This window comes from Prochlorococcus marinus str. GP2 (assembly GCF_000759885.1).
Classification (GTDB): Bacteria; Cyanobacteriota; Cyanobacteriia; order PCC-6307; family Cyanobiaceae; genus Prochlorococcus_A; species Prochlorococcus_A marinus_J.
The window spans coordinates 158,196-177,608 of sequence record NZ_JNAH01000008.1 but is presented as its reverse complement, the minus strand read 5'-3'; the positions used below and the strand labels follow the sequence as shown (position 1 = coordinate 177,608).

Genomic DNA, 19,413 nt, shown 5'->3' with positions numbered 1-19,413 from the left:
AGATACCATGGCAAATCTTAAAGAGATTAGAGATCGAATCGTTTCCGTTAAAAATACAAGAAAAATAACGGAGGCTATGAGACTTGTTGCAGCTGCAAAAGTTAGGAGAGCTCAAGATCAAGTTCTTAAAAGTAGACCTTTTGCAGATAAACTTGCACGAGTCTTAGAAAATATTCAATCTAGAGTACAATTTGAGGCTGTCGACTCTCCTCTATTATCTAAGAGAGAAGTAAAGAGTATCACCTTGGTTTGTATAACTGCAGATAGAGGTTTATGCGGTGGTTACAACACAAATATTATTAAAAAGGTAGAAATAAGATATGCAGAATTAGTCAAACAAGGTTATCAGCCAAATTTAATTTTGGTAGGGAAGAAAGCTATTGGATATTTTCAAAATAGAAAGGATAGATATGTAATTAAAAGTACTTTCAAAGAACTAGAACAGGTACCCACAGTCAAGGACTCAGAAGGAGTTACAAATGAGATTTTAGCTGAATTTCTTTCAGAAAATTCTGATAGGGTGGAAATTATTTACACGAAATTCATTACTCTAGTTAGCTGTGCGCCTGTCGTTCAAACACTATTGCCACTTGACCCACAAGGAATTGCTGAGGAAAACGATGAAATTTTTAGGTTGACTACAAAAGATAGTAAGTTACTTGTTGAAAAATCAAATATTGAAAAAAGTGATTCAGAGAAATTACCATCAGATATTGTTTTTGAACAAAGTCCAGATCAACTATTAGATTCGTTATTACCACTATATTTACAGAATCAGGTACTAAGAGCTCTTCAAGAGTCGGCAGCTTCAGAACTCGCTTGCAGGATGACTGCTATGAATAATGCGAGTGATAATGCTAAAGAATTAGCAAGTACTTTGAATCTAACCTATAACAAAGCAAGACAAGCAGCTATTACTCAAGAAATATTAGAAGTTGTAGGAGGTTCAGCAGTCTAGCAAATAGATTTAGGATATGCCTGAATACAATATCAAAGTTCAATTTGAGCAAAAGACTTTTAGTTTTTTATGTTCTGATGATCAAGATATTATTTCAGCGGCAAAAATTAATGGAATAGATTTACCAAGTAGTTGTTGTTCAGGAGTTTGTACAGATTGTGCATCTATGATACTGGAAGGATCTGTAGATCAAGAAGATGCGATGGGATTAAATGATGATTTAAGGGAAAAGGGCTTTGCACTCTTATGTGTGGCATATCCTAAGTCAGATTTGAATATTGTTATTGGTAAAGAAGTCGAAGATGATTTATATAATGATCAATTTGGTAAATATCAAAAATGAAATTAAGTTCAGTTGATTATTATTTAGATTGGCCAGTTTCAATAAAATTAAAAAATTTGAGGAAATTTATAATTGCAAATTTAGAGAAAAAAGGTGATTTAATTCGATGGTCAATTGTTGATATTCAAAATTCTATTGACTCTTTTGGAACAAAAAAACTTAAAATTAAAGCTATCTTAGCTATTTAAAAAATATAAATTGAAGTATTTTTAATAATGGAAAATTCACCAACAATATTTATTGTTCCAACTGGTATTGGTTGTGAAGTAGGAGGTTTTGCTGGCGATGCACTTCCAACCGCTAAATTATTAGCATCGGCAAGTGGATGTTTAATTACTCATCCAAATGTTATGAATGGCGGTACTCTTTCTGAAAAAGATAAAAATATTTTTTATGTTGAGGGTTATAGTTTAGATCGACTTGCTAAAGGAGAAATAGCTTTAAAAAGGGTAAAGCAACAGAAAATTGGGATAATTTTTGATTCAGCCATTGAAAAAGAAATTTTGTTAAGACATTTACAAGTTGCTGATGCATGTGTTTCTACTTTAGGGATTAATGTTCATTCTTATGTGATTACAAAAAAGCCATTAAACATAGTTATTGATTCTGATTCTTCAAAAATCAGTGGTGGCACTATTGAAAATCCTGATACTTTAATTGATGCTGGAAAATTTTTAATAGAAAGAGGAGTTACAGCAATAGCAATTGTTGCAAAATTTCCAGATGATCTAGATCCTTTAGAAACAAATATCTATCGCGAGGGGAAAGGGGTTGATCCTATCGCTGGAGTCGAAGCAGTTATAAGCCATTTAATAAGCAAATTTTTAAAAGTTCCCTGTGCTCACGCACCTGCTTTAAATCCAATTGAATTGAATGAAAATTTAGATCCTCGTGCAGCTGCAGAAGAAATAGGATACACCTTTTTACCATCAGTACTGATTGGCTTAAGCAATGCACCTGACATTGTTGAATTGCCTTCTAAAAATGAATCAATCTCACTACACCCTGATCAGATTGAATCTATTGTTGTACCAAATGGTGCATTAGGAGGAGAAGCAGTGCTAGCAGGGATTGAAAAAGGTTTAAATATCATATCTGTACAAAATAAAAATACATTAAAAGTGACAAATGAGTTTTATGAATATCCCAATCTTTTTGAAGTGGATAATTATCTAGAAGCTGCAGGCATAATTCTTGCTATCAAAGAAGGTATCAACCTTGATTCAGTAAAACGTCCTTTAAAAAAAATTCAAAAAATTTCTAATAATGATTAATAAGATATTGCTATGGGAACTCTCCAGTCACTTCCTAATGATTGGCTGCTTAGTTTTAGGATTGGAGGAGCCTGCTTTCTTTTAAATTCCGCTTTTTTTATGAGTGAGATAATTTTTAAAATTAAATCTTTTTTATAACCATCTTCTTCTAGTTGTTGTAAATCTTTTTTCTCTTCAATAATTCCTTTAAGAATACTATCTAAAATAGAATAAGGTGGGAGAGAATCAGTATCTAATTGATCAGGACCTAATTCGGCACTTGGAGCTTTTGTACGTATATTTTCTCCAATTATATCTACATTAGTATCTAACATATATGACTTTCTATGATTAATTGAATCTTCACTATCAAGCCAATTGCATAATTTAAAAACATTAGTTTTATATAAATCCCCAATTACCGATAATCCCCCATTCATATCACCATAAAGTGTGCAATATCCTACAGCTAGCTCTGATTTATTTCCTGTTGAAAGTAATAAATGCTTTTCTTGATTTGCTAATGCCATTAGAAGCGTTCCTCTGATTCTTGATTGAATATTTTGATTTGTTATTTCAGCCATCTCGAAAGATATGGTATTTATAAAAGATTCTTCAAAAGAGCTCATCAAGTTTTCAATTGGGATGCTATTGAAATTTATTTTTAATCTTCTTGCTAAATCTTTTGCATCACTCTTTGAATGAGATGAGCTCCACCTAGAGGGCATTGAGACGCAATAAATATTATTACTGCCAAGAGCAGCTGTCGCAATTGCTGACACTAGTGCTGAATCAATGCCACCACTTAGTCCAATTAAAGCTGTTTTAAAACCGCATTTTTGAGCATAATCCCTAACACCAAGGACTAATGCATCAAAAATTGATGAAATCTCAGAATTTTTAAATTTATATTTTTGAGGTTTTGTTTGCTCAATATCCCAACTGGAGAGGTCTTCTGAAAAAGATTTTAATTGCTTAATTTTTGATCCATTCTTATCAAGAATAAAACTATTCCCATCAAAAATTAAATTATCATTTGCTCCGATCTGGTTTACATATATCAGCGGTACTTGAAGATATTGAGCAGCAAAACTCGAAACTTTTGATCTTAGTTCTAACTTTTTAAAGGTATATGGGGAGGCCGATAAGTTTACTAAGATATCAACTTTTTTTTTCTTTAAATCAAAAATAGGATTCTTTTTATGAATTCCTCTACCCTCTATATTTTTGTTGACCCATAAATCCTCACATATAGTAAAGCCAATTCGCCAAGTTTTATTATTAATTTCTTTTGTTAATACGGAAACTTTTTCTTCTGATCTAAAGTATCTTTTCTCATCAAATACTTCATAGGTGGGAAGGATAATTTTACGAGCAATTATTTTCCACTCACCGCGCTCAAGCAATGCAATAGAATTATAAAGATTTGGGAAAAAAGAATCATTTATTATCTCAGCTATCCCTACTGTGATACTCAAGCTTCCATATTTTTTATTAATATCTAAGGCTAATTGGTCAAGAATTTGATATTGATTTTTGATTAAATTTTTTTTTAGAAGTAGGTCATTTGCTGGATATCCCCATAGTGATAATTCTGGAGTAAGAACTAAATCAGCAGAAGTTGAGCTAGCTTTAGAAGCAGTACAAAGAATTCTTTTTGCATTACCCTCTAAATCACCAACAACTGGATTAATTTGAGCAAGTAAAAACTTCATTCAACTAATTTAGTGGATTCATATAAATTATTCTTTTTAACAATATCTATTAATGAAGTTGGTAAATTAGAATAATTTAAATTTGATCTGAGCTTAGAACTTGAAATGTTTGGAATTTGTATGGTTGAAATCTTAAATTTCACTTTATAAGTTTCTAACATTTTAAGAGTAGTTGATTCAACAGGATATCCTTTTCTTAAAATTACTAAAAAACTAACTTCTTTAACAATTTTATCAAAATTATTCCAATGGCAAATATCTTTGATTAAATCACTTCCAATAACAAAATCTAAGTTATTAAGTTCATAAATTTTTTTGCAATATTTTATAGATTCTAATGCCCACTGGCTACTCACTTTTTGATTAAATTCAATTTTGGGATTATCTAAATCTTTAATCAATGTTTCTAATAGGTGACTACGAATTGAGAGGTCTTCTATATGCTTTTTGTTGGGATTGTTGCTTACATAACTAACAGTAGAATCATAAATTTTGGACAATTCCTCGAGTATTTTTTTATGACCAATGGTGGGCGGATCTGCACTAGTACCAAATAAAGCAATACTTTTTTCCATTTTAAGTTTTAAGGCAGAAAACTCACAAAATTATTATTTAAATTTCTTTTTGATAAATAAATATTAATGTGGTTAAAAATGTCTGGCTCTTTAAAAGTTATATTTTGGATCAATATAAAAGGGTCCATATGAGAAAATTTGCTTCTTATAAATATCTCTTTCGCTGCTAATTTACCAAGTATTTTCGTAGAGTGGATTGCGATTGCTGCTTGAATAATTGCAATAGGTACGTATGGTAATAAAGATATCCCATTAGTAAAAGGTGCTGTTAATAAAAATACTTTCTTAATGAGGTTAAAAGATGTATTAATACCAACTTGAGAAACTCCTAAAAATAAATTATTAATAGATATATTTTTGAAAATTTTTCTTGTAGATTCTCCCTTCAAATTTAAGCCATAAATCTTACTTAATTCATTGATTAATGCTGTATCTAATGCAAAACTTCCAGCAATATCGAATAAAATAAGAGGATTAAGAGCTACTGTCGATGCCTTTATAGTCGAAAATTTTCCAATAGTTGATTGAGCTAATTTCTGCCTTTTTTTTAATCTTTCTTCTTTTATCTTTAGGAACAATTTATCCGCCAATTGGAGAGAATTTAGAATTAATAATATCTCTCCATATTGACTAACTATATTTGCTAGATAGTTTCTGATATTATTTTCATTATTAATAATTATCGGTATATTTAAATCTTTTGGTAGCTTGAGCTTTATATTTTCAATTATTTCTTTTAAATCTTCTTTTTTCAAAAGATCGATTTTGTTTAGAACTATAATAATTTTTTTCCCATCTTTAATGAAGGCGCTGATTTCGCTTATTTCGTTTCTATTTATATCACCTGCAACTACAAATAAAATAAGATCTGAGTGATTTATACGAGAATAGATTTTTTCAGGGGATTTAATGTTGCAAAAATCAAAACCTGGAGAATCAAGTAATTCTATACTTTTAAGCGTTTGATCTTTTAGTGTGTATTCCTCAGCTTGTATTTCTCTTGTAGACCCGTTGATAATATTTGTTTTGAACATGTTCTTATTAAATAGAGAATTTAAAACAGAAGATTTGCCTACCCCTGATTTACCATATGCTCCAATTCTTATTTTCTTTTCTTTCAGCCTATAAATTTGTTGATTAAATGAAATTATTTCTCTATTTAGAGTTCTTTTTTCGTAGTTGGTAAGATCCATGGTCTCCCACCAATTTTTTAAAAGAAAATAATATTTATTAATTTTCAATTGTTTCATAACTTATTTTTTCCACCAACCAGCTAACACAGATAAGACAACCTCTGCACCAATAATTCCCACGAATCCTCCAAATTCATCTACTACTACTTTCACTCCTTTGTGATTCTTGTCAAATCTTGTTAATAATTGGTCTGCCTTTATCATTTCTGGAATGTAGTCCACTGGTTCGCAAATTTCTGATAATAATTTTTTATTTTCCCCATTAATTAATTTTGCCAGCATATTCTCACGTTTCACTACCCCTTGTATTTTGTCAACTTTATCTCCCAAAATAACCCACCAAGGGGAGTTATCTAACATTATAAGTTTTGAAATTTCATCAAGATTTGAAGACCCATCAAGACAAGGTGCTGATACCCTTGGGATCATTAAATCTTTAGCTTTTAAATCATTTAATTGAAAAACTTTAAATATCATTGCTGCCTCATCAGCTTCTATTAAACCTTTCTGACTTCCAATTTTTGCCATTTGTCTAATTTCTTCTTCATCAGTTGAGATTTCATTTTCTGCAGTTATGACTGGAAATATTTTCTCAATTAATATTAAAAATGGTCTCATTAAGGTATTTAATATTCTCAGGATTGGTACTGATAGTAGTGCTATTTGCAATGAAAATCTTGTACCTAGAGCTTTAGGGAGAACTTCTCCTATTAACACAACAAGAATATAAAAAACAATTGAAAAAAGAGTTAAGCCATAACTACTATTAATTACTAATGCACCGTATACTCCTAAAATTAGGCTTCCAATTATATTAAATCCATTATTAGTTATTGTAATTACAGTTAATGTCCTTCCAAGATGTTTCCTTAATTTGAGGAGTTGATTTGCAGAACTTTTAGGTTTTTGTTTTGAAGCTATTTCTAGAATCCTAATTGAATTTACAGCTAAAAAAGCCGCTTCAGCTCCCGAACAACATGCTGACCCAATTAAAATGATAAATATAAGTATAATTAAACCGTAAACACTTGGTTCCATTAAAATAAATTAAGCATTAAATCTGTTTAAACTCATTCTTCCATTTTTTTTTTAAACACGCCAATACACAATTTATGTTTAAACCTCACAATAAAGTTTTTGAAGAAAGAAGAGAAATTTTTCTAGATAAATTAGACGGAAAAGCTGCTATTATCCCTGGAGCTAACCTTGTAAAGCATCATGCTGATTGTGAATATCCTTTTAGACAAGATAGTAATTTTTGGTATTTAACTGGTTTTGATGAGCCTGATGCGATCGCTCTTTTTTTATCGCATAAGCCAAAAGGAGAGAGGTTTATTTTGTTTGTTGCACCTAAAGATATTATTACCGAAGTATGGAATGGTTTTAGATGGGGTTTAGATGGTGCTGAAAAAGAGTTTAAGGCCGATAAGGCTCACTCTATAAATGAATTAAGAGATTTACTTCCGGGATATATAAATGGAACTGATGAACTTGTTTTTTCAATTGGTAAGAATCCATTAATTGAGAAAATAGTATTGGAGGTATTTTCAAAACAACTTGAAAATCGCTCAAGATTAGGAATTGGTGCAAATTCTATAAAATCTCCTGAAATTTATTTAAATGAGATGAGATTAATTAAAAGTGAATTTGAAATTAAGAGAATGAGGGAGGCTATACAAATTTCAGCGGAAGCTCATGAACTAGTCAGGGAGTCTATTTCATCTAAAAAAAATGAAAGACAAATTCAGGGTCTTATAGAAGGATTCTTTTTAGAAAAAGGCGCTAGAGGACCTGCTTATAATTCTATTGTTGCTTCAGGAGATAATGCATGTATCTTGCATTACACTTCAAATAACTCCCCCTTAAATAAGGGAGATTTATTATTGGTAGATGCTGGCTGCTCATTAAGTGATTATTACAATGGTGACATAACACGAACTATTCCAATAGGTGGCAAATTTTCGAAAGAGCAAAAAGTTATCTATGAAATTGTTTTAACTGCACAAAAAAACGCAATTAAAGAAGCAGTAACTGGATCAAATTCTAGTAATGTGCATAATGTTGCTCTAAAAAGTCTTGTAGAAGGATTAAAAGAAATTGGCTTATTGTCCGGTAGTACTGAGGAGATAATTGAGAATAAACTATATCAACATCTCTACATGCACAGAACTGGACATTGGCTCGGCTTAGATGTTCATGATGTTGGAGCATATAGAATGGGAGACTATGAAGTCCCGCTTCAGAATGGGATGATTCTTACAGTAGAGCCTGGCATATACATCAGTGATAGGATTCCAGTCCCTAAGGGACAACCTTATATTGATGAAAAATGGAAAGGCATTGGTATTAGAATTGAAGATGATGTTCTTGTAAAAGATAAAAAACCAGAAGTTTTAAGTATTGCTGCACTTAAAGAAATTTCTGACATAGAGTTTTAAAATTTGACTTATCTATTTATAAGATTTATTTTTATAAAGTTTAAAGTATAAAAATGAATAATTCAGAGTCATACGATTCGAAACTTTCTAAAGCAAGAGGGTTGGCTAGTCAGCTTGGAATGTTTGCAGAAGAAAATGATATCCCCAAAGATCTTTGGGATTCATTGGAGGCTACAATTTATGATTTTTATAAAGTTTCTCACGATAGATAAAATACAATACATCTTAAAAATATCAATAACTAAAATCAATTATTTTTGAATAATTTAATCAAAAAGTGACCATAAACTGATAAATTATTTATTGAACATAAATAATTGAATGACCTCATCAGATAAGTTAAATCAAAATTCATCAGAAGAAAAGGAAAAAAACAGTGATTACTCTAAATCTAAAAGTTCTTCTATAAATTCAGGAATGATGGGTGCGTCAGCTGTTTTAGCAGCCGCAACAATTGATGAAGATGGAGTACCTACTGGTTACACTCCCAAGCCTGATGAAGGGAGGTTCATTATTAAAGTATTATGGTTACCTGATAATGTTGCTTTAGCTGTTGATCAAATAGTCGGTGGAGGCCCAAGCCCTTTAACTGCGTATTATTTTTGGCCAAGAGATGATGCTTGGGAAAAATTAAAAAGCGAACTAGAAAATAAAGGTTGGATTACAGATAATGAAAGAGTTGAAATATTAAATAAAGCGACAGAAGTAATTAATTATTGGCAAGAGGAGGGGAAAACAAAAAAATTAGAGGAAGCGAAGTTAAAGTTTCCAGAAGTAACTTTTTGTGGTACCGCTTAAAAATTAGTTTTTAGCAGCCTGAATTCTAGCCTCTGCCTTTGAAATCTCTTTCAAAGCTTTAATTTTCTCTGGATTTTTTTCATTATCAGAGAATTTACTAATTGCTAATCTTGCTTCTTTGAGATCTTGTTCGGCATTTTGAACATTTATCTCAGAACCAATTTCAGCATTGTTTACTAATACTATTACTTCATCTGATTCAATTTCAGCGAAGCCACCCATTAATGCTATCGATTTCCACTGAGAATTCATTCTTAACCTTAAAACGCCAATATCTATGGCAGTAACTAAAGAGATATGTCCTGGAAGTACACCAAGTTGACCTGTTGTGCTGGGTAGGATTACTTCTTCAGCTTCGCCTTGATAAACATTTTTGTTTGGAGCTAAAACCTTTAGAGAAATTGACATTAATTTAAAATTTTTGAGGATTAAATTTGTAAATAGATATTATTTTTCTGACTTAATTTTTTCAGCCTTTGCTTTTACTTCATCAATGTTGCCAACTAAGTAAAATGCCTGTTCTGGTAAATCGTCTAATTCACCTGACAAAATCATATTAAAACCAGCTATGGTGTCTTCTAATTTCACGTATTTACCAGACATTCCTGTAAATATTTCTGCTACGAAAAAAGGTTGTGAAAGGAATTTTTCAATTTTTCTAGCCCTATCAACTGTTAATCTATCCTCTTCAGAAAGTTCATCTAAACCAAGAATTGCAATAATGTCTTGTAGTTCTTTATATCTTTGCAAAGTTGATTGTACAGCTCTAGCAGTTTTGTAATGTTCATCTCCAACAACAGATGGTTGAAGCATCGTACTTGTTGAGTCTAGTGGGTCAACTGCTGGATAAATTCCCTTGGCTGCGAGAGCCCTTGCTAACACTGTGGTTGCATCTAAATGAGCAAAAGTTGTTGCTGGAGCAGGATCAGTTAGGTCATCTGCAGGTACATAAACAGCTTGAATGGAGGTTATAGAACCTTCTAATGTAGAAGTAATTCTTTCCTGTAGTTCACCAACGTCAGTCCCCAGAGTAGGTTGGTATCCAACTGCCGAAGGCATTCTTCCGAGTAATGCTGATACTTCAGAGCCAGCTTGCACAAATCTAAAAATGTTATCGACAAAAAGTAGAACGTCTTGCTTATTTACATCTCTAAAATGTTCAGCCATTGTGAGTGCAGACAATCCTACTCTCATTCTTGCGCCAGGAGGCTCGTTCATCTGTCCGAAGCATAAAGCAACTTTTGATTGAGTTAAATCATCTGCATTAATAACACCTGATTCTTTAAATTCTTCATATAAATCGTTCCCTTCTCTTGTTCTTTCTCCTACGCCTCCAAATACAGATACTCCACCATGCTCCTTAGCAATGTTATTAATTAACTCTTGAATCAAGACGGTCTTACCTACACCAGCACCTCCAAATAATCCTACTTTCCCTCCTTGTCTGTAGGGAGCTAGTAGATCGATAACTTTTATTCCAGTTTCAAAAACTTTTGGTTTAGTTTCTAGGTCAGTTAATTTTGGAGCAGCTCTATGGATTGGGGCAGTGTCTTTAGTTTGTACTGGACCTTGCTCGTCTACTGGTTCTCCTAAAACATTAAATATTCTTCCTAAAGTTGCTTCTCCTACAGGTACAGATATTGGAGCACCTGTGTCAATTGCCTCCATACCTCTTACAAGGCCGTCTGTACCACTCATAGCTACTGCTCTGACCCTATGATCACCAAGAAGCTGTTGGACCTCTGCAGTGAGCGCTATCTCTTGTCCAGCGGGATTTTTTGCTTCAATTCTTAAAGCATTTAATATTTTGGGTAATTTTCCGGCGGGGAATTCTACATCTAGAACTGGTCCAATTACTTGACGAACTACGCCTTTTGTTTGTGAAGAAGTTGATGGAGTTGCTACCATTTTTTATTGTTAGGTGATGAATAGCTGATTTAAAACAGCTCATAATCCGAAAATACTACCACCTCATGGGTAGATTCGTTAAATCGGTTCGGCCACCCGAACAGTTAAAGTATGGTTTAAATGCTGCTTTGCGGATTATGTTGTTGATGATACGGATAGAGAAATTCTCTTTCCTCTTTTTATGACGCAAAGCGTCTCAATCATGATCCTCCATTAATCTATGGCAGCTGTTTCACTTACAGTCTCTACAGTTAAACCACTGGGAGATAGAATATTTATCAAAGTTTCCGCATCTGAGGAAAAAACTGCTGGGGGCATACTTTTGCCTGATACAGCTAAAGAAAAACCACAGATAGGAGAGGTTGCTCAGGTAGGTCCTGGGAAACTTAACGAAGATGGTTCTCGACAAACTCCTGAAGTGAGTATTGGGGACAAAGTCTTGTACAGCAAATATGCTGGAACTGACATTAAATTGGGAGGAGATGAATATGTCTTACTCTCTGAAAAAGATATTTTAGCTGTAGTAGGCTAGAATATTTGTTTCAAAAATTATTAAAACTTATTATTAAATTGCTGCCTAAACATGGCTAAAAGAATTATTTACAATGAGCAAGCTCGTAGAGCGCTCGAGAGAGGAATCGATATCCTTGCTGAGTCTGTGGCTGTAACGCTTGGACCAAAAGGAAGAAATGTTGTCTTAGAGAAAAAATTTGGTGCTCCACAAATTATTAATGATGGTGTCACAATCGCTAAAGAGATTGAGTTAGAAGACCACATTGAAAATACAGGGGTTGCATTAATTAGACAAGCCGCGTCAAAAACTAATGATGCTGCTGGAGATGGTACTACAACTGCTACTGTTCTAGCGCATGCAATGGTTAAAGCCGGTTTAAGAAACGTTGCTGCAGGGGCTAATGCAATCACCTTAAAAAAAGGAATTGATAAAGCCACAGAATTTCTAGTTGGTAAGATTCAGGAGAATTCTAAACCTATCAGTGATAGTAATGCTATTGCTCAATGCGGAACTATTGCAGCTGGAAATGATGAAGAGGTAGGTCAAATGATCGCCAATGCTATGGATAAAGTAGGGAAAGAAGGTGTTATTTCCCTAGAAGAAGGAAAATCAATGACTACCGAATTAGAGGTTACTGAGGGAATGCGTTTTGATAAAGGCTACATTTCACCTTATTTCGCAACAGACACAGAGAGAATGGAAGCTGTTTTAGATGAACCATATATTCTTCTAACTGATAAAAAAATTGCCTTAGTACAAGATTTAGTACCTGTTTTGGAACAAATAGCTAAAACAGGAAAGCCACTAGTCATTATTGCAGAAGATATAGAGAAAGAGGCTTTAGCTACTCTTGTAGTTAATAGATTAAGAGGGGTCTTAAATGTTGCGGCAGTAAAGGCTCCTGGATTTGGTGATAGAAGAAAAGCTATGCTTGAAGATATGGCTGTCTTAACTAACGGTCAACTTATAACTGAAGATGCAGGCTTGAAATTAGAGAATGCTACTTTAGATATGCTGGGAACTGGTAGAAGGATAACCATCAATAAAGAGACTACAACAATAGTGGCTGAAGGGAATGAAGAAGCTGTTAAATCTAGATGTGATCAAATTAAAAAGCAAATGGATGAGACGGATTCCTCATATGACAAAGAGAAGCTTCAAGAGCGTTTAGCAAAATTAGCTGGAGGAGTAGCAGTAATTAAGGTTGGAGCTGCAACTGAAACTGAGATGAAAGACAAAAAACTTCGTCTTGAAGATGCTATCAACGCCACTAAAGCCGCTGTTGAAGAAGGAATTGTACCTGGAGGAGGAACAACTCTTGCCCATTTATCTCCAATTTTAAAAGATTGGGCTGATAAAAATTTAGTAGGAGAAGAATTAATAGGAGCTAATATTGTAGAGGCTTCACTAACTGCGCCTCTTATGAGGATTGCAGAAAATGCAGGTTCTAATGGCGCTGTTATCGCTGAGAATGTAAAGTCTAAGCCATTTAACGATGGATTTAATGCTGCTACTGGAGAGTATGTTGATATGTCCGCAGCTGGTATAGTAGATCCTGCAAAAGTTACACGTTCAGGATTACAAAATGCAGCTTCCATAGCAGGAATGGTTCTTACTACTGAATGCATAGTTGCAGATTTACCTGAGAAAAAAGAATCATCTGCACCTGCAGGAGCTCCAGGTATGGGCGGTGACTTTGATTATTAACTAAACAAAAGTTGATATACTAACTTTTAAGTTTAAGGGATCATTTTAATGATCCCTTTTTTTTCGCAAACCTTATCCAATCCAGCCGGCGCTAAGGATAATTGCTAGTGACAAAAATATTACTAAAAATGTCCAAGTTATTTTGTTGAGAGATGCTTCTGCACTACTTGCGCTATTGAACATTGAGCTTCCACTAGCTGCGATTCCGCCCATGCCATCACCTTTTGGGCTATGAAGCAAAACTAGGAGGATCAGAATAGTCCCAGAAAAAACCCATATCCAACTTAAAATTTGAACCATTTCTTAAATTGTATTTTATTAATATTAGACATGTTGTACGACTTTATTATAACCTTTCAACTCGATTTCTTTAATAAGTGATTTTCCTGTCATTTCTTTTGGAGTTGGTAGATTTAATAACTGTAATAAAGTTGGTGCAATATCTGCTAAGCCTGCATTATCCCTTAAATAAATCTCATTTCCCATATTCGGGATTTTTCTTTTTTCTCCCTCGATGAAAATTAATGGAACTTTATTTGTTGTGTGTGCTGTCCATGGTTCGCCTGCAGGCCCTTTCATTACCTCTGCGTTACCATGATCAGCTGTTATAAGAATACTTCCACCCATTTCCCCAGTAGCATTTACTATTTGACCAATACATTTATCTACGGTTTCTATAGCTTTAATTGTTGCATTCATATTGCCTGTGTGACCTACCATATCAGGATTAGCGAAATTTATAACAACAAAAGCATAGTTTCCACTTTTAATAGCTTCAGAGCAACTAATAGTTAATTCTTCGGCAGACATCTCTGGTTCCATATCATAAGTTGCCACTCTTGGAGATGGAATTAAATGTCTCTCTTCTCCAGGTAAAGGGATTTCTACTCCTCCATTAAAAAAATATGTTACATGAGGATATTTTTCTGTTTCTGCGGTTCTGTATTGTTTTAGTCCATTTTCTGAAACTATTTGGCCAATAAAATTATTGAGAGATTCAGGAGGAAATGCAACCTTAACTGATAAATTTGGATCATATTGAGTAAAAGTAACTAAATCTAGCTTAGGGAAAAATTTTCTTTCAAAATCTAAAAATTCTTTCTTTGCAAGGGATTTTATTATTTGTCTAGCTCTGTCTGGACGGAAGTTAAAGCAAATTAAACTATCCCCATCTTTTAGATAGTTTTCAGATATTCGTATGGGCTCTATAAATTCATCAGTTATATTTTTTTTATAACTTTTTTTAATGTAATCCTGAGGAGAAATATTCGTTAATTTAATTTCTGGATCAGTTAAATTAGCATATGCCTTTTCTGTTCTGTCCCATAAAAGATTTCTATCCATTATCCAGTATCTTCCACATATAGAAGCTATTTCACCTGTATTGAATTTTTTTATGCATGACTCTATTTGATTTATATATTTAGATGCACTTTTTGCAGGAGTATCTCTTCCATCGGTAATAATATGAATTGCTACTTTTTTGAGGCCATTATCAGATGCCCATTTTATTAAACCTAATAAATGATCGATATGACTGTGAACTCCTCCATCAGAACATAATCCAGTGATATGCAAAGTAGAATTGTTTTTCTTTAATGAATCAGCCATCTCCTTTAGTTCACCAACCATGCCTAACTGATTGTTTTTTACGACATTTGAGATTCTTACAAGCTCTTGTTGGATTATTCTTCCCGAACCAATGGTAAGATGACCTACTTCTGAATTACCCATTTGACCATCTGGAAGACCTACATCAGATCCACTGGCACTTATCAAAGTGTGAGGATATGCGTGCCATAAAGAATCCATAACTGGTGTACTAGCGCTTTTTATAGCATTGTCTGAAACATCTTCTCTATATCCCCAACCATCTAGTATTGCAAGAACAACGGGAATCTGAGGGGCATTTAACCTATTTATATTTTTGCTGATAATCTTTGACATTTTTTAGATCAAATTACTTATTAAGTGATCCAAGCTTAAATTTAGCTGTAAACGCTGTTCTTTAACAATTTATATTTTACATAGTTAGCTTTTGCTAATTTATGAAAATATTGAACTTATTTTATTTATTGATAAATATGCCAAATAACACAAGAAGGATCGTAATACTTTCCGAAGTGCAGCTTAGGAAAACTGTTTCACGTTTAACTTCCCAAATTGTTGAAAAAGTTAAAAGTCTAGATAATTTGCTTTTGGTTGGTATACCTACTAGAGGAATTGATCTTGCCAAAGTTATAGAAAAAGAATTAATGTCTAAAACAGGTATAAAAGTGAAAACAGGAATTATTGATCCAACTTTTTATAGAGATGATCAAAATAGAGTTGGTACTCGCCTAATAAAAGCAACTGACATTCCAACTCCTATTGAGAAAAAAGAAATTCTCTTGATAGATGATGTAATTTATACAGGTAGAACAATTAGGGCTGCAATGGATGCTCTAAACTCATGGGGTAGACCAAAAAGAGTGATGTTATTAGCAATGGTAGATAGAGGTCATAGAGAATTACCTATCCAACCTGATTTTTGCGGAAAGAAAGTCCCGACTAGGAAAAATGAAATTATTAGTTTACGTCTTAATAGTGTTGATAATGAAGAAGGAGTTTTTCTTGAGTAATTGAAGTTTAAAAGATATTTCCTAAATTATATTCTCCTAAAAATTCATCTTTTATATCAAAACATCTAACTAATAAATCAGCTTTTTTAGTAATGTCAAAGAAAAGTGTCAAGTTATCTTCGCCAGGAATAGTTTTATTTTGCAGTTCTATTTTTAGTGGTTCTTTGTCCCATTTTATAATTTCTTCTTCACTTTGAACTTCTGATAATTTTGGTAATCCATTTTCAAAAATCACATCATATTTTCTTTCTCTTTTTGTTTCTCCAATTACTATTTCAAATATTTTCTGATTATTTCTACTGGCTTGAAGGACAAGTTTAAATGGGTTTTCAGTAGGCCACGTTTGACCTCTGCAAAAAATAGGATGCCAAAAGTGTTTTTGTTCTCTTCTATTAAATAATCTTATAGATAATCCTTTGGTTAATATATCTTTAATTTTTACCCCAGGGGTCATTGCTAGAGCTCCCAAAGCTATTGATTCAATGGGAGGTGGCGATTTTATTTGTATTTTTGAAATCTTTTTTGTTATCCATTCTTTAACTAAAGGTATTTGAGATCCCCCCCCAACCAAAATAATTGCATTTAAATCTTCGACTGTGCAAAATTTCCCTCTTGCTTGATTTAATAAATCTTTAAGCAAAGAGTTAAGATGATTAAGAAGATTGTTTTCAGTAACAATCTTCTCAAATATTTCTTTACTTAGGTAATATTCCTCTTCTTTATTTCCTTCGATTAAAAATTTTATTGGGTATTTTGTTTCATTTTTGATTTCTTTTGAACTTAGTTTACATTTTATTTCTTCTGCCCTTAATGAATTAATTGCATATTCATTGTCCGGAATAAAATAATCTACGATCCACTGATCAATATCTTTACCTCCAATTTTTGAACCTGTTTTACCAATTATTTCAGCGCACCTTATTTTTTGTTTTGAAATTGAGCTAACATCATTTCCTTTGAATTTTAGTAGTTCAGCTATTGGGCCTGATTTCCCTTCCCCTCCCTCTATTTTGACTATATTCATATCGATCGTACTTCCTCCAAAATCTAATGTCATAATTTTGGAACCGAATGGTACATTTATTCCTAAACTTGCAGCAGTTGGCTCATCAACAAGCGCTATTTCATCTACAGTTATTCCTCCACAAAGGTTAACTAACCATTCTCTATAACCTTTATATGTATCAATCGGAGCAGTTAAAACAAGTCTCTTTATTTCATATTTTTGAGGAATGGTTTCCCATAAAAATTTAAGAAATTTTTCTCCACATTCAGTAGGGTTCAAGATATTTTTTTTGTTAATTTTTTCAATAGAATTTCCAATTAATCTTTTAAAATTAGAATGAAAAAAAAGCTCAGAATTAGTGTTATCTCTCATCTTTAAAGCACTAATACCAATTTTAAGAGTTTTTGAAGGTTCCTCGAACCAAACTGCTGTAGGTATAATTCCCGGAGATGATGTTATATTCGGTAATTCGATTAAAATGGCATTGTTATCATTTTGATCCTGAAAAGCTACAACAGTATTAGTATTTCCTAAATCAATAGCAAGTGTTCCAGATAATTTTTTTTTCATATAAATTTTTTTTGAATTAATTAAGTGCTTTTTGTAATTTATGTTTTGAATCGGTCCAATAAACTGTAAAATATATTTTATAATAAAAAATTTTTTTAATGAACATATCAAGTAATGCGGGAATTGATTCTAATGATCTTGCAAAAAGAGGTGAAAGCTTAATTAGAAAATCAACTAACAGATATTTAACAACAGTAAGAATTGCTTTCAGAGCTAAGCAAAGACGTTTTGATGATTTTGATGGACTATTAGAAGAGTCAACTATTAAACCTGTACAAAGGTCAATAATTGAACTAAGCGATGAACAAGACCAACCAGATTTACTTCCTGGTTAATTTTGGTTAAGGACAAAAGAAGATGGAGACTACTTAAAGATTTTAAAAAAGGCAAATTTTGCTTTTTGATTGGTATTGATAATTGGTCAGTTGAGTTACAAAAAAGTGAATTTCATTTGCTTTACCTATTACTTCTGAGAATTAATGACCAACTTATAGATATTAAAAATGAATTAATGGATGAGGAGTCTATTACTCTAGAGTTGGAACAGCTCCCTTGGTATGTTGAGTTGCAAGGAAAAAAGAATGAGTGGAGCTTGAGGTTTGTTTTTGAAAGTCAAGACCAAACAAGATCTTTCGAAATGTATTGGCCGATACCATTAGCACAAAATTTATTTTATGAAATAAAAAAGATGTGGGAATCAATGGATTAAAAGATTAATAAAGTTGGAAATTTTGGAAAATATTTCCCCGAGCTTAAAAAATTTTTTCACATTTTTTCCACAAATATTTTTAAAAAATTATTTAGTTAACTAAGTCATGTGGAAAACTTTTAAAATCAAAATAATCTATATATTTTTGTAAGAATTCTTCTTAGAAAATTAGCTTCTAAGAACCCCATTGTGATGACTATGTTCTCATTATTCTATTCGTGAGACTGTCTTAATAATTAAACATGTTGACGATTTAGTGATTTTGAAGAAAACTAGTTCTTGTAGTTTTAATTTCAATAAATTTTTTGAAAATGCATGAGTTAAATAATGATTTAAATCCTTTAGTTTTAAATCAAAAAGATGAAGTAATTAGTTTTAAATGTGATCTTCACGAAAATCTCCAAAAGGCTTTGAAAGAATTTGTAGAGGAACATCCTAATTGGGATCAATACAGGATATTACAAGCTGCTATTGCAGGGTTTTTGATGCAAAACGGATTTCATAGTAGGGACTTAACGAGACTCTATATTGGAAATATGTTTTCGATGAATTTTAATGACTAAAATTTCATATTTTTTCTAGTAGTATTTTTGCTATATCATTTCTAACAGGCAATATAGACAACCTATTCCCTTTCTTTACGACTAATAAATCATCTTCACTAAATAAAATCCTTAATTCTGGCAAACTTAAAATATTTTTTGACTTTGATATATATTTTACTTTTACACAATCCCATCTCGGATTTTCAGTTTTCGATTTTGGATCAAAATACTTTGAGTCTTTATCAAATTGAGTAGGATCAACAATTTTTAGATCTATAACCTCCATGAGCCCCACAATACCTGGCGGTTTACAGTTTGAATGATAAAAAAAGACTTTATCTCCTTTATTCATATTTCTCATGAAATTTCGAGCTTGATAATTTCTTATGCCATCCCATAAAGTAACTCCATCATTTTTTAAATTGTCGATACTATAAGCATGAGGTTCACTTTTCATTAGCCAGTAGTTTATTTCAGTCATATCAATAATTTAGAAGAAAATTACAATGTGTGAACGGTGTGTGAACAGAATATTAAAAACGTTCAAATCTAGGTTAATT

The 19,413-nt window shown here is 32.4% G+C and carries 23 protein-coding genes; 13 read left to right on the top strand and 10 right to left on the bottom strand.

The features are described 5' to 3' along the window. The first annotated feature begins 7 nt into the window (after positions 1-7). The 4 genes from EU91_RS01450 to EU91_RS01465 are packed head-to-tail and all read left to right on the top strand — an operon-like array spanning position 8 to position 2,575. A complete protein-coding gene (locus EU91_RS01450; protein ID WP_025894977.1) occupies positions 8-958 on the top strand; it encodes a F0F1 ATP synthase subunit gamma in 951 nt (316 codons plus the stop codon). A 16-nt stretch (positions 959-974) separates the two neighbouring features. Beyond that, positions 975-1,301, top strand: a complete 327-nt coding sequence (locus EU91_RS01455; RefSeq protein WP_032524990.1) for a 2Fe-2S iron-sulfur cluster-binding protein — start codon at positions 975-977, stop codon at positions 1,299-1,301. Continuing rightward, complete coding sequence (locus tag EU91_RS01460) at positions 1,298-1,489, top strand: hypothetical protein (RefSeq protein ID WP_032524989.1); 192 nt, start codon at positions 1,298-1,300, stop codon at positions 1,487-1,489. The genes EU91_RS01455 and EU91_RS01460 overlap by 4 nt, the downstream gene beginning before the upstream one ends. Before the next feature lie 27 nt (positions 1,490-1,516). Further along, the gene (locus tag EU91_RS01465; protein ID WP_032524988.1) at positions 1,517-2,575 is read left to right on the top strand and encodes a DUF3326 domain-containing protein; all 1,059 of its coding nucleotides are present in this window, start codon (positions 1,517-1,519) and stop codon (positions 2,573-2,575) included. On the opposite strand, the gene EU91_RS01470 is transcribed toward EU91_RS01465, so the two are convergent. The 4 genes from EU91_RS01470 to EU91_RS01485 are packed head-to-tail and all read right to left on the bottom strand — an operon-like array spanning position 2,572 to position 7,075. Next, positions 2,572-4,269, bottom strand: coding sequence for an NAD+ synthase (locus EU91_RS01470; RefSeq protein WP_032524987.1), 1,698 nt, complete (start codon positions 4,267-4,269; stop codon positions 2,572-2,574). The genes EU91_RS01465 and EU91_RS01470 overlap by 4 nt on opposite strands. Further along, a complete protein-coding gene (locus tag EU91_RS01475; RefSeq protein WP_032524986.1) occupies positions 4,266-4,844 on the bottom strand; it encodes a nicotinate-nucleotide adenylyltransferase in 579 nt (192 codons plus the stop codon). Before EU91_RS01475 ends, EU91_RS01470 begins: the two co-directional genes overlap by 4 nt. Positions 4,845-4,852: 8 nt before the next feature. Beyond that, on the bottom strand, positions 4,853-6,094 hold the full coding sequence (locus tag EU91_RS01480; RefSeq protein WP_032524985.1) for a GTP-binding protein: 1,242 nt from the start codon (positions 6,092-6,094) through the stop codon (positions 4,853-4,855). Positions 6,095-6,097: 3 nt separating this feature from the next. After that, entirely contained in the window at positions 6,098-7,075 is a 978-nt protein-coding gene (locus EU91_RS01485; protein WP_032524984.1) for a CNNM domain-containing protein, read from the bottom strand. A gap of 74 nt (positions 7,076-7,149) precedes the next feature. On the opposite strand from EU91_RS01485, the gene EU91_RS01490 reads away from it, so the two are divergent. The 3 genes from EU91_RS01490 to EU91_RS01495 all read left to right on the top strand — a co-directional run bounded on the left by EU91_RS01490 (position 7,150) and on the right by EU91_RS01495 (position 9,273). Beyond that, positions 7,150-8,475 (top strand): aminopeptidase P N-terminal domain-containing protein, encoded by a 1,326-nt coding sequence (locus tag EU91_RS01490; RefSeq protein WP_032524983.1) that lies wholly within the window; start codon positions 7,150-7,152, stop codon positions 8,473-8,475. A 53-nt stretch (positions 8,476-8,528) separates the two neighbouring features. Beyond that, positions 8,529-8,687 (top strand): hypothetical protein, encoded by a 159-nt coding sequence (locus EU91_RS09555; protein ID WP_193741645.1) that lies wholly within the window; start codon positions 8,529-8,531, stop codon positions 8,685-8,687. 109 nt (positions 8,688-8,796) lie between these two features. Then, positions 8,797-9,273, top strand: a complete 477-nt coding sequence (locus EU91_RS01495) for a 30S ribosomal protein PSRP-3 (protein WP_032524982.1) — start codon at positions 8,797-8,799, stop codon at positions 9,271-9,273. A gap of 3 nt (positions 9,274-9,276) precedes the next feature. Here EU91_RS01495 and atpC read toward each other — a convergent pair whose 3' ends face one another. Continuing rightward, positions 9,277-9,681: an ATP synthase F1 subunit epsilon gene (gene atpC / locus EU91_RS01500; protein ID WP_032524981.1), complete on the bottom strand. Its 405-nt coding sequence runs from the start codon at positions 9,679-9,681 to the stop codon at positions 9,277-9,279. A gap of 39 nt (positions 9,682-9,720) precedes the next feature. Further along, complete coding sequence (atpD, locus tag EU91_RS01505) at positions 9,721-11,181, bottom strand: F0F1 ATP synthase subunit beta (protein WP_032524980.1); 1,461 nt, start codon at positions 11,179-11,181, stop codon at positions 9,721-9,723. Positions 11,182-11,401: 220 nt separating this feature from the next. On the opposite strand from atpD, the gene groES reads away from it, so the two are divergent. Further along, a complete protein-coding gene (gene groES, locus EU91_RS01510; protein ID WP_032524979.1) occupies positions 11,402-11,713 on the top strand; it encodes a co-chaperone GroES in 312 nt (103 codons plus the stop codon). A 51-nt stretch (positions 11,714-11,764) separates the two neighbouring features. Further along, complete coding sequence (gene groL, locus EU91_RS01515; RefSeq protein WP_032524978.1) at positions 11,765-13,402, top strand: chaperonin GroEL; 1,638 nt, start codon at positions 11,765-11,767, stop codon at positions 13,400-13,402. Between the two features lie 72 nt (positions 13,403-13,474). On the opposite strand, the gene secG is transcribed toward groL, so the two are convergent. Together secG and gpmI are read right to left on the bottom strand one after the other, a co-directional pair. Further along, positions 13,475-13,702, bottom strand: coding sequence for a preprotein translocase subunit SecG (secG, locus tag EU91_RS01520; protein WP_032524977.1), 228 nt, complete (start codon positions 13,700-13,702; stop codon positions 13,475-13,477). Between the two features lie 24 nt (positions 13,703-13,726). Continuing rightward, positions 13,727-15,349 carry a 2,3-bisphosphoglycerate-independent phosphoglycerate mutase gene (gene gpmI, locus EU91_RS01525; RefSeq protein WP_032524976.1) on the bottom strand — a complete coding sequence of 541 codons (1,623 nt, stop codon included), beginning with the start codon at positions 15,347-15,349 and terminating at the stop codon, positions 13,727-13,729. A 137-nt stretch (positions 15,350-15,486) separates the two neighbouring features. Here gpmI and pyrR point away from each other — a divergent pair, with 137 nt between their 5' ends. Further along, positions 15,487-16,023: a bifunctional pyr operon transcriptional regulator/uracil phosphoribosyltransferase PyrR gene (pyrR, locus tag EU91_RS01530; protein WP_032524975.1), complete on the top strand. Its 537-nt coding sequence runs from the start codon at positions 15,487-15,489 to the stop codon at positions 16,021-16,023. A gap of 7 nt (positions 16,024-16,030) precedes the next feature. Here the strand turns inward: pyrR and EU91_RS01535 are convergent, their stop codons facing one another. Beyond that, the gene (locus EU91_RS01535; RefSeq protein WP_032525254.1) at positions 16,031-17,599 is read right to left on the bottom strand and encodes an Hsp70 family protein; all 1,569 of its coding nucleotides are present in this window, start codon (positions 17,597-17,599) and stop codon (positions 16,031-16,033) included. 98 nt (positions 17,600-17,697) lie between these two features. Between EU91_RS01535 and EU91_RS01540 the strand changes: the two genes are divergently transcribed. The 3 genes from EU91_RS01540 to EU91_RS01550 all read left to right on the top strand — a co-directional run bounded on the left by EU91_RS01540 (position 17,698) and on the right by EU91_RS01550 (position 18,871). Next, the gene (locus EU91_RS01540; RefSeq protein ID WP_032524974.1) at positions 17,698-17,934 is read left to right on the top strand and encodes a DNA-directed RNA polymerase subunit omega; all 237 of its coding nucleotides are present in this window, start codon (positions 17,698-17,700) and stop codon (positions 17,932-17,934) included. Positions 17,935-17,936: 2 nt separating this feature from the next. After that, positions 17,937-18,308 carry a DUF1818 family protein gene (locus EU91_RS01545; protein WP_032524973.1) on the top strand — a complete coding sequence of 124 codons (372 nt, stop codon included), beginning with the start codon at positions 17,937-17,939 and terminating at the stop codon, positions 18,306-18,308. A gap of 311 nt (positions 18,309-18,619) precedes the next feature. Continuing rightward, positions 18,620-18,871 (top strand): DUF2811 domain-containing protein, encoded by a 252-nt coding sequence (locus tag EU91_RS01550; RefSeq protein ID WP_032524972.1) that lies wholly within the window; start codon positions 18,620-18,622, stop codon positions 18,869-18,871. A gap of 4 nt (positions 18,872-18,875) precedes the next feature. Here the strand turns inward: EU91_RS01550 and EU91_RS01555 are convergent, their stop codons facing one another. Next, entirely contained in the window at positions 18,876-19,334 is a 459-nt protein-coding gene (locus EU91_RS01555) for an EVE domain-containing protein (protein ID WP_032524971.1), read from the bottom strand. Between the last annotated feature and the right edge of the window lie 79 nt (positions 19,335-19,413).

What these genes read in the sequence shown, in the direction of transcription:
- EU91_RS01460 (WP_032524989.1), top strand. Translation starts at nt 1,298, where the DNA reads ATGAAATTAAGTTCAGTTGATTATTATTTAGATTGGCCAGTTTCAATA.
- atpD (WP_032524980.1), bottom strand. Translation starts at nt 11,181, where the DNA reads ATGGTAGCAACTCCATCAACTTCTTCACAAACAAAAGGCGTAGTTCGT.
- EU91_RS01555 (WP_032524971.1), bottom strand. Translation starts at nt 19,334, where the DNA reads ATGACTGAAATAAACTACTGGCTAATGAAAAGTGAACCTCATGCTTAT.
- EU91_RS01480 (WP_032524985.1), bottom strand. Translation starts at nt 6,094, where the DNA reads ATGAAACAATTGAAAATTAATAAATATTATTTTCTTTTAAAAAATTGG.
- pyrR (WP_032524975.1), top strand. Translation starts at nt 15,487, where the DNA reads ATGCCAAATAACACAAGAAGGATCGTAATACTTTCCGAAGTGCAGCTT.
- EU91_RS01465 (WP_032524988.1), top strand. Translation starts at nt 1,517, where the DNA reads ATGGAAAATTCACCAACAATATTTATTGTTCCAACTGGTATTGGTTGT.
- EU91_RS01490 (WP_032524983.1), top strand. Translation starts at nt 7,150, where the DNA reads ATGTTTAAACCTCACAATAAAGTTTTTGAAGAAAGAAGAGAAATTTTT.
- gpmI (WP_032524976.1), bottom strand. Translation starts at nt 15,349, where the DNA reads ATGTCAAAGATTATCAGCAAAAATATAAATAGGTTAAATGCCCCTCAG.
- groES (WP_032524979.1), top strand. Translation starts at nt 11,402, where the DNA reads ATGGCAGCTGTTTCACTTACAGTCTCTACAGTTAAACCACTGGGAGAT.
- EU91_RS01550 (WP_032524972.1), top strand. Translation starts at nt 18,620, where the DNA reads ATGCATGAGTTAAATAATGATTTAAATCCTTTAGTTTTAAATCAAAAA.
- EU91_RS01535 (WP_032525254.1), bottom strand. Translation starts at nt 17,599, where the DNA reads ATGAAAAAAAAATTATCTGGAACACTTGCTATTGATTTAGGAAATACT.
- EU91_RS01540 (WP_032524974.1), top strand. Translation starts at nt 17,698, where the DNA reads ATGAACATATCAAGTAATGCGGGAATTGATTCTAATGATCTTGCAAAA.
- atpC (WP_032524981.1), bottom strand. Translation starts at nt 9,681, where the DNA reads ATGTCAATTTCTCTAAAGGTTTTAGCTCCAAACAAAAATGTTTATCAA.
- secG (WP_032524977.1), bottom strand. Translation starts at nt 13,702, where the DNA reads ATGGTTCAAATTTTAAGTTGGATATGGGTTTTTTCTGGGACTATTCTG.
- EU91_RS01455 (WP_032524990.1), top strand. Translation starts at nt 975, where the DNA reads ATGCCTGAATACAATATCAAAGTTCAATTTGAGCAAAAGACTTTTAGT.
- EU91_RS09555 (WP_193741645.1), top strand. Translation starts at nt 8,529, where the DNA reads ATGAATAATTCAGAGTCATACGATTCGAAACTTTCTAAAGCAAGAGGG.
- EU91_RS01470 (WP_032524987.1), bottom strand. Translation starts at nt 4,269, where the DNA reads ATGAAGTTTTTACTTGCTCAAATTAATCCAGTTGTTGGTGATTTAGAG.
- EU91_RS01495 (WP_032524982.1), top strand. Translation starts at nt 8,797, where the DNA reads ATGACCTCATCAGATAAGTTAAATCAAAATTCATCAGAAGAAAAGGAA.
- EU91_RS01485 (WP_032524984.1), bottom strand. Translation starts at nt 7,075, where the DNA reads ATGGAACCAAGTGTTTACGGTTTAATTATACTTATATTTATCATTTTA.
- EU91_RS01450 (WP_025894977.1), top strand. Translation starts at nt 8, where the DNA reads ATGGCAAATCTTAAAGAGATTAGAGATCGAATCGTTTCCGTTAAAAAT.
- groL (WP_032524978.1), top strand. Translation starts at nt 11,765, where the DNA reads ATGGCTAAAAGAATTATTTACAATGAGCAAGCTCGTAGAGCGCTCGAG.
- EU91_RS01475 (WP_032524986.1), bottom strand. Translation starts at nt 4,844, where the DNA reads ATGGAAAAAAGTATTGCTTTATTTGGTACTAGTGCAGATCCGCCCACC.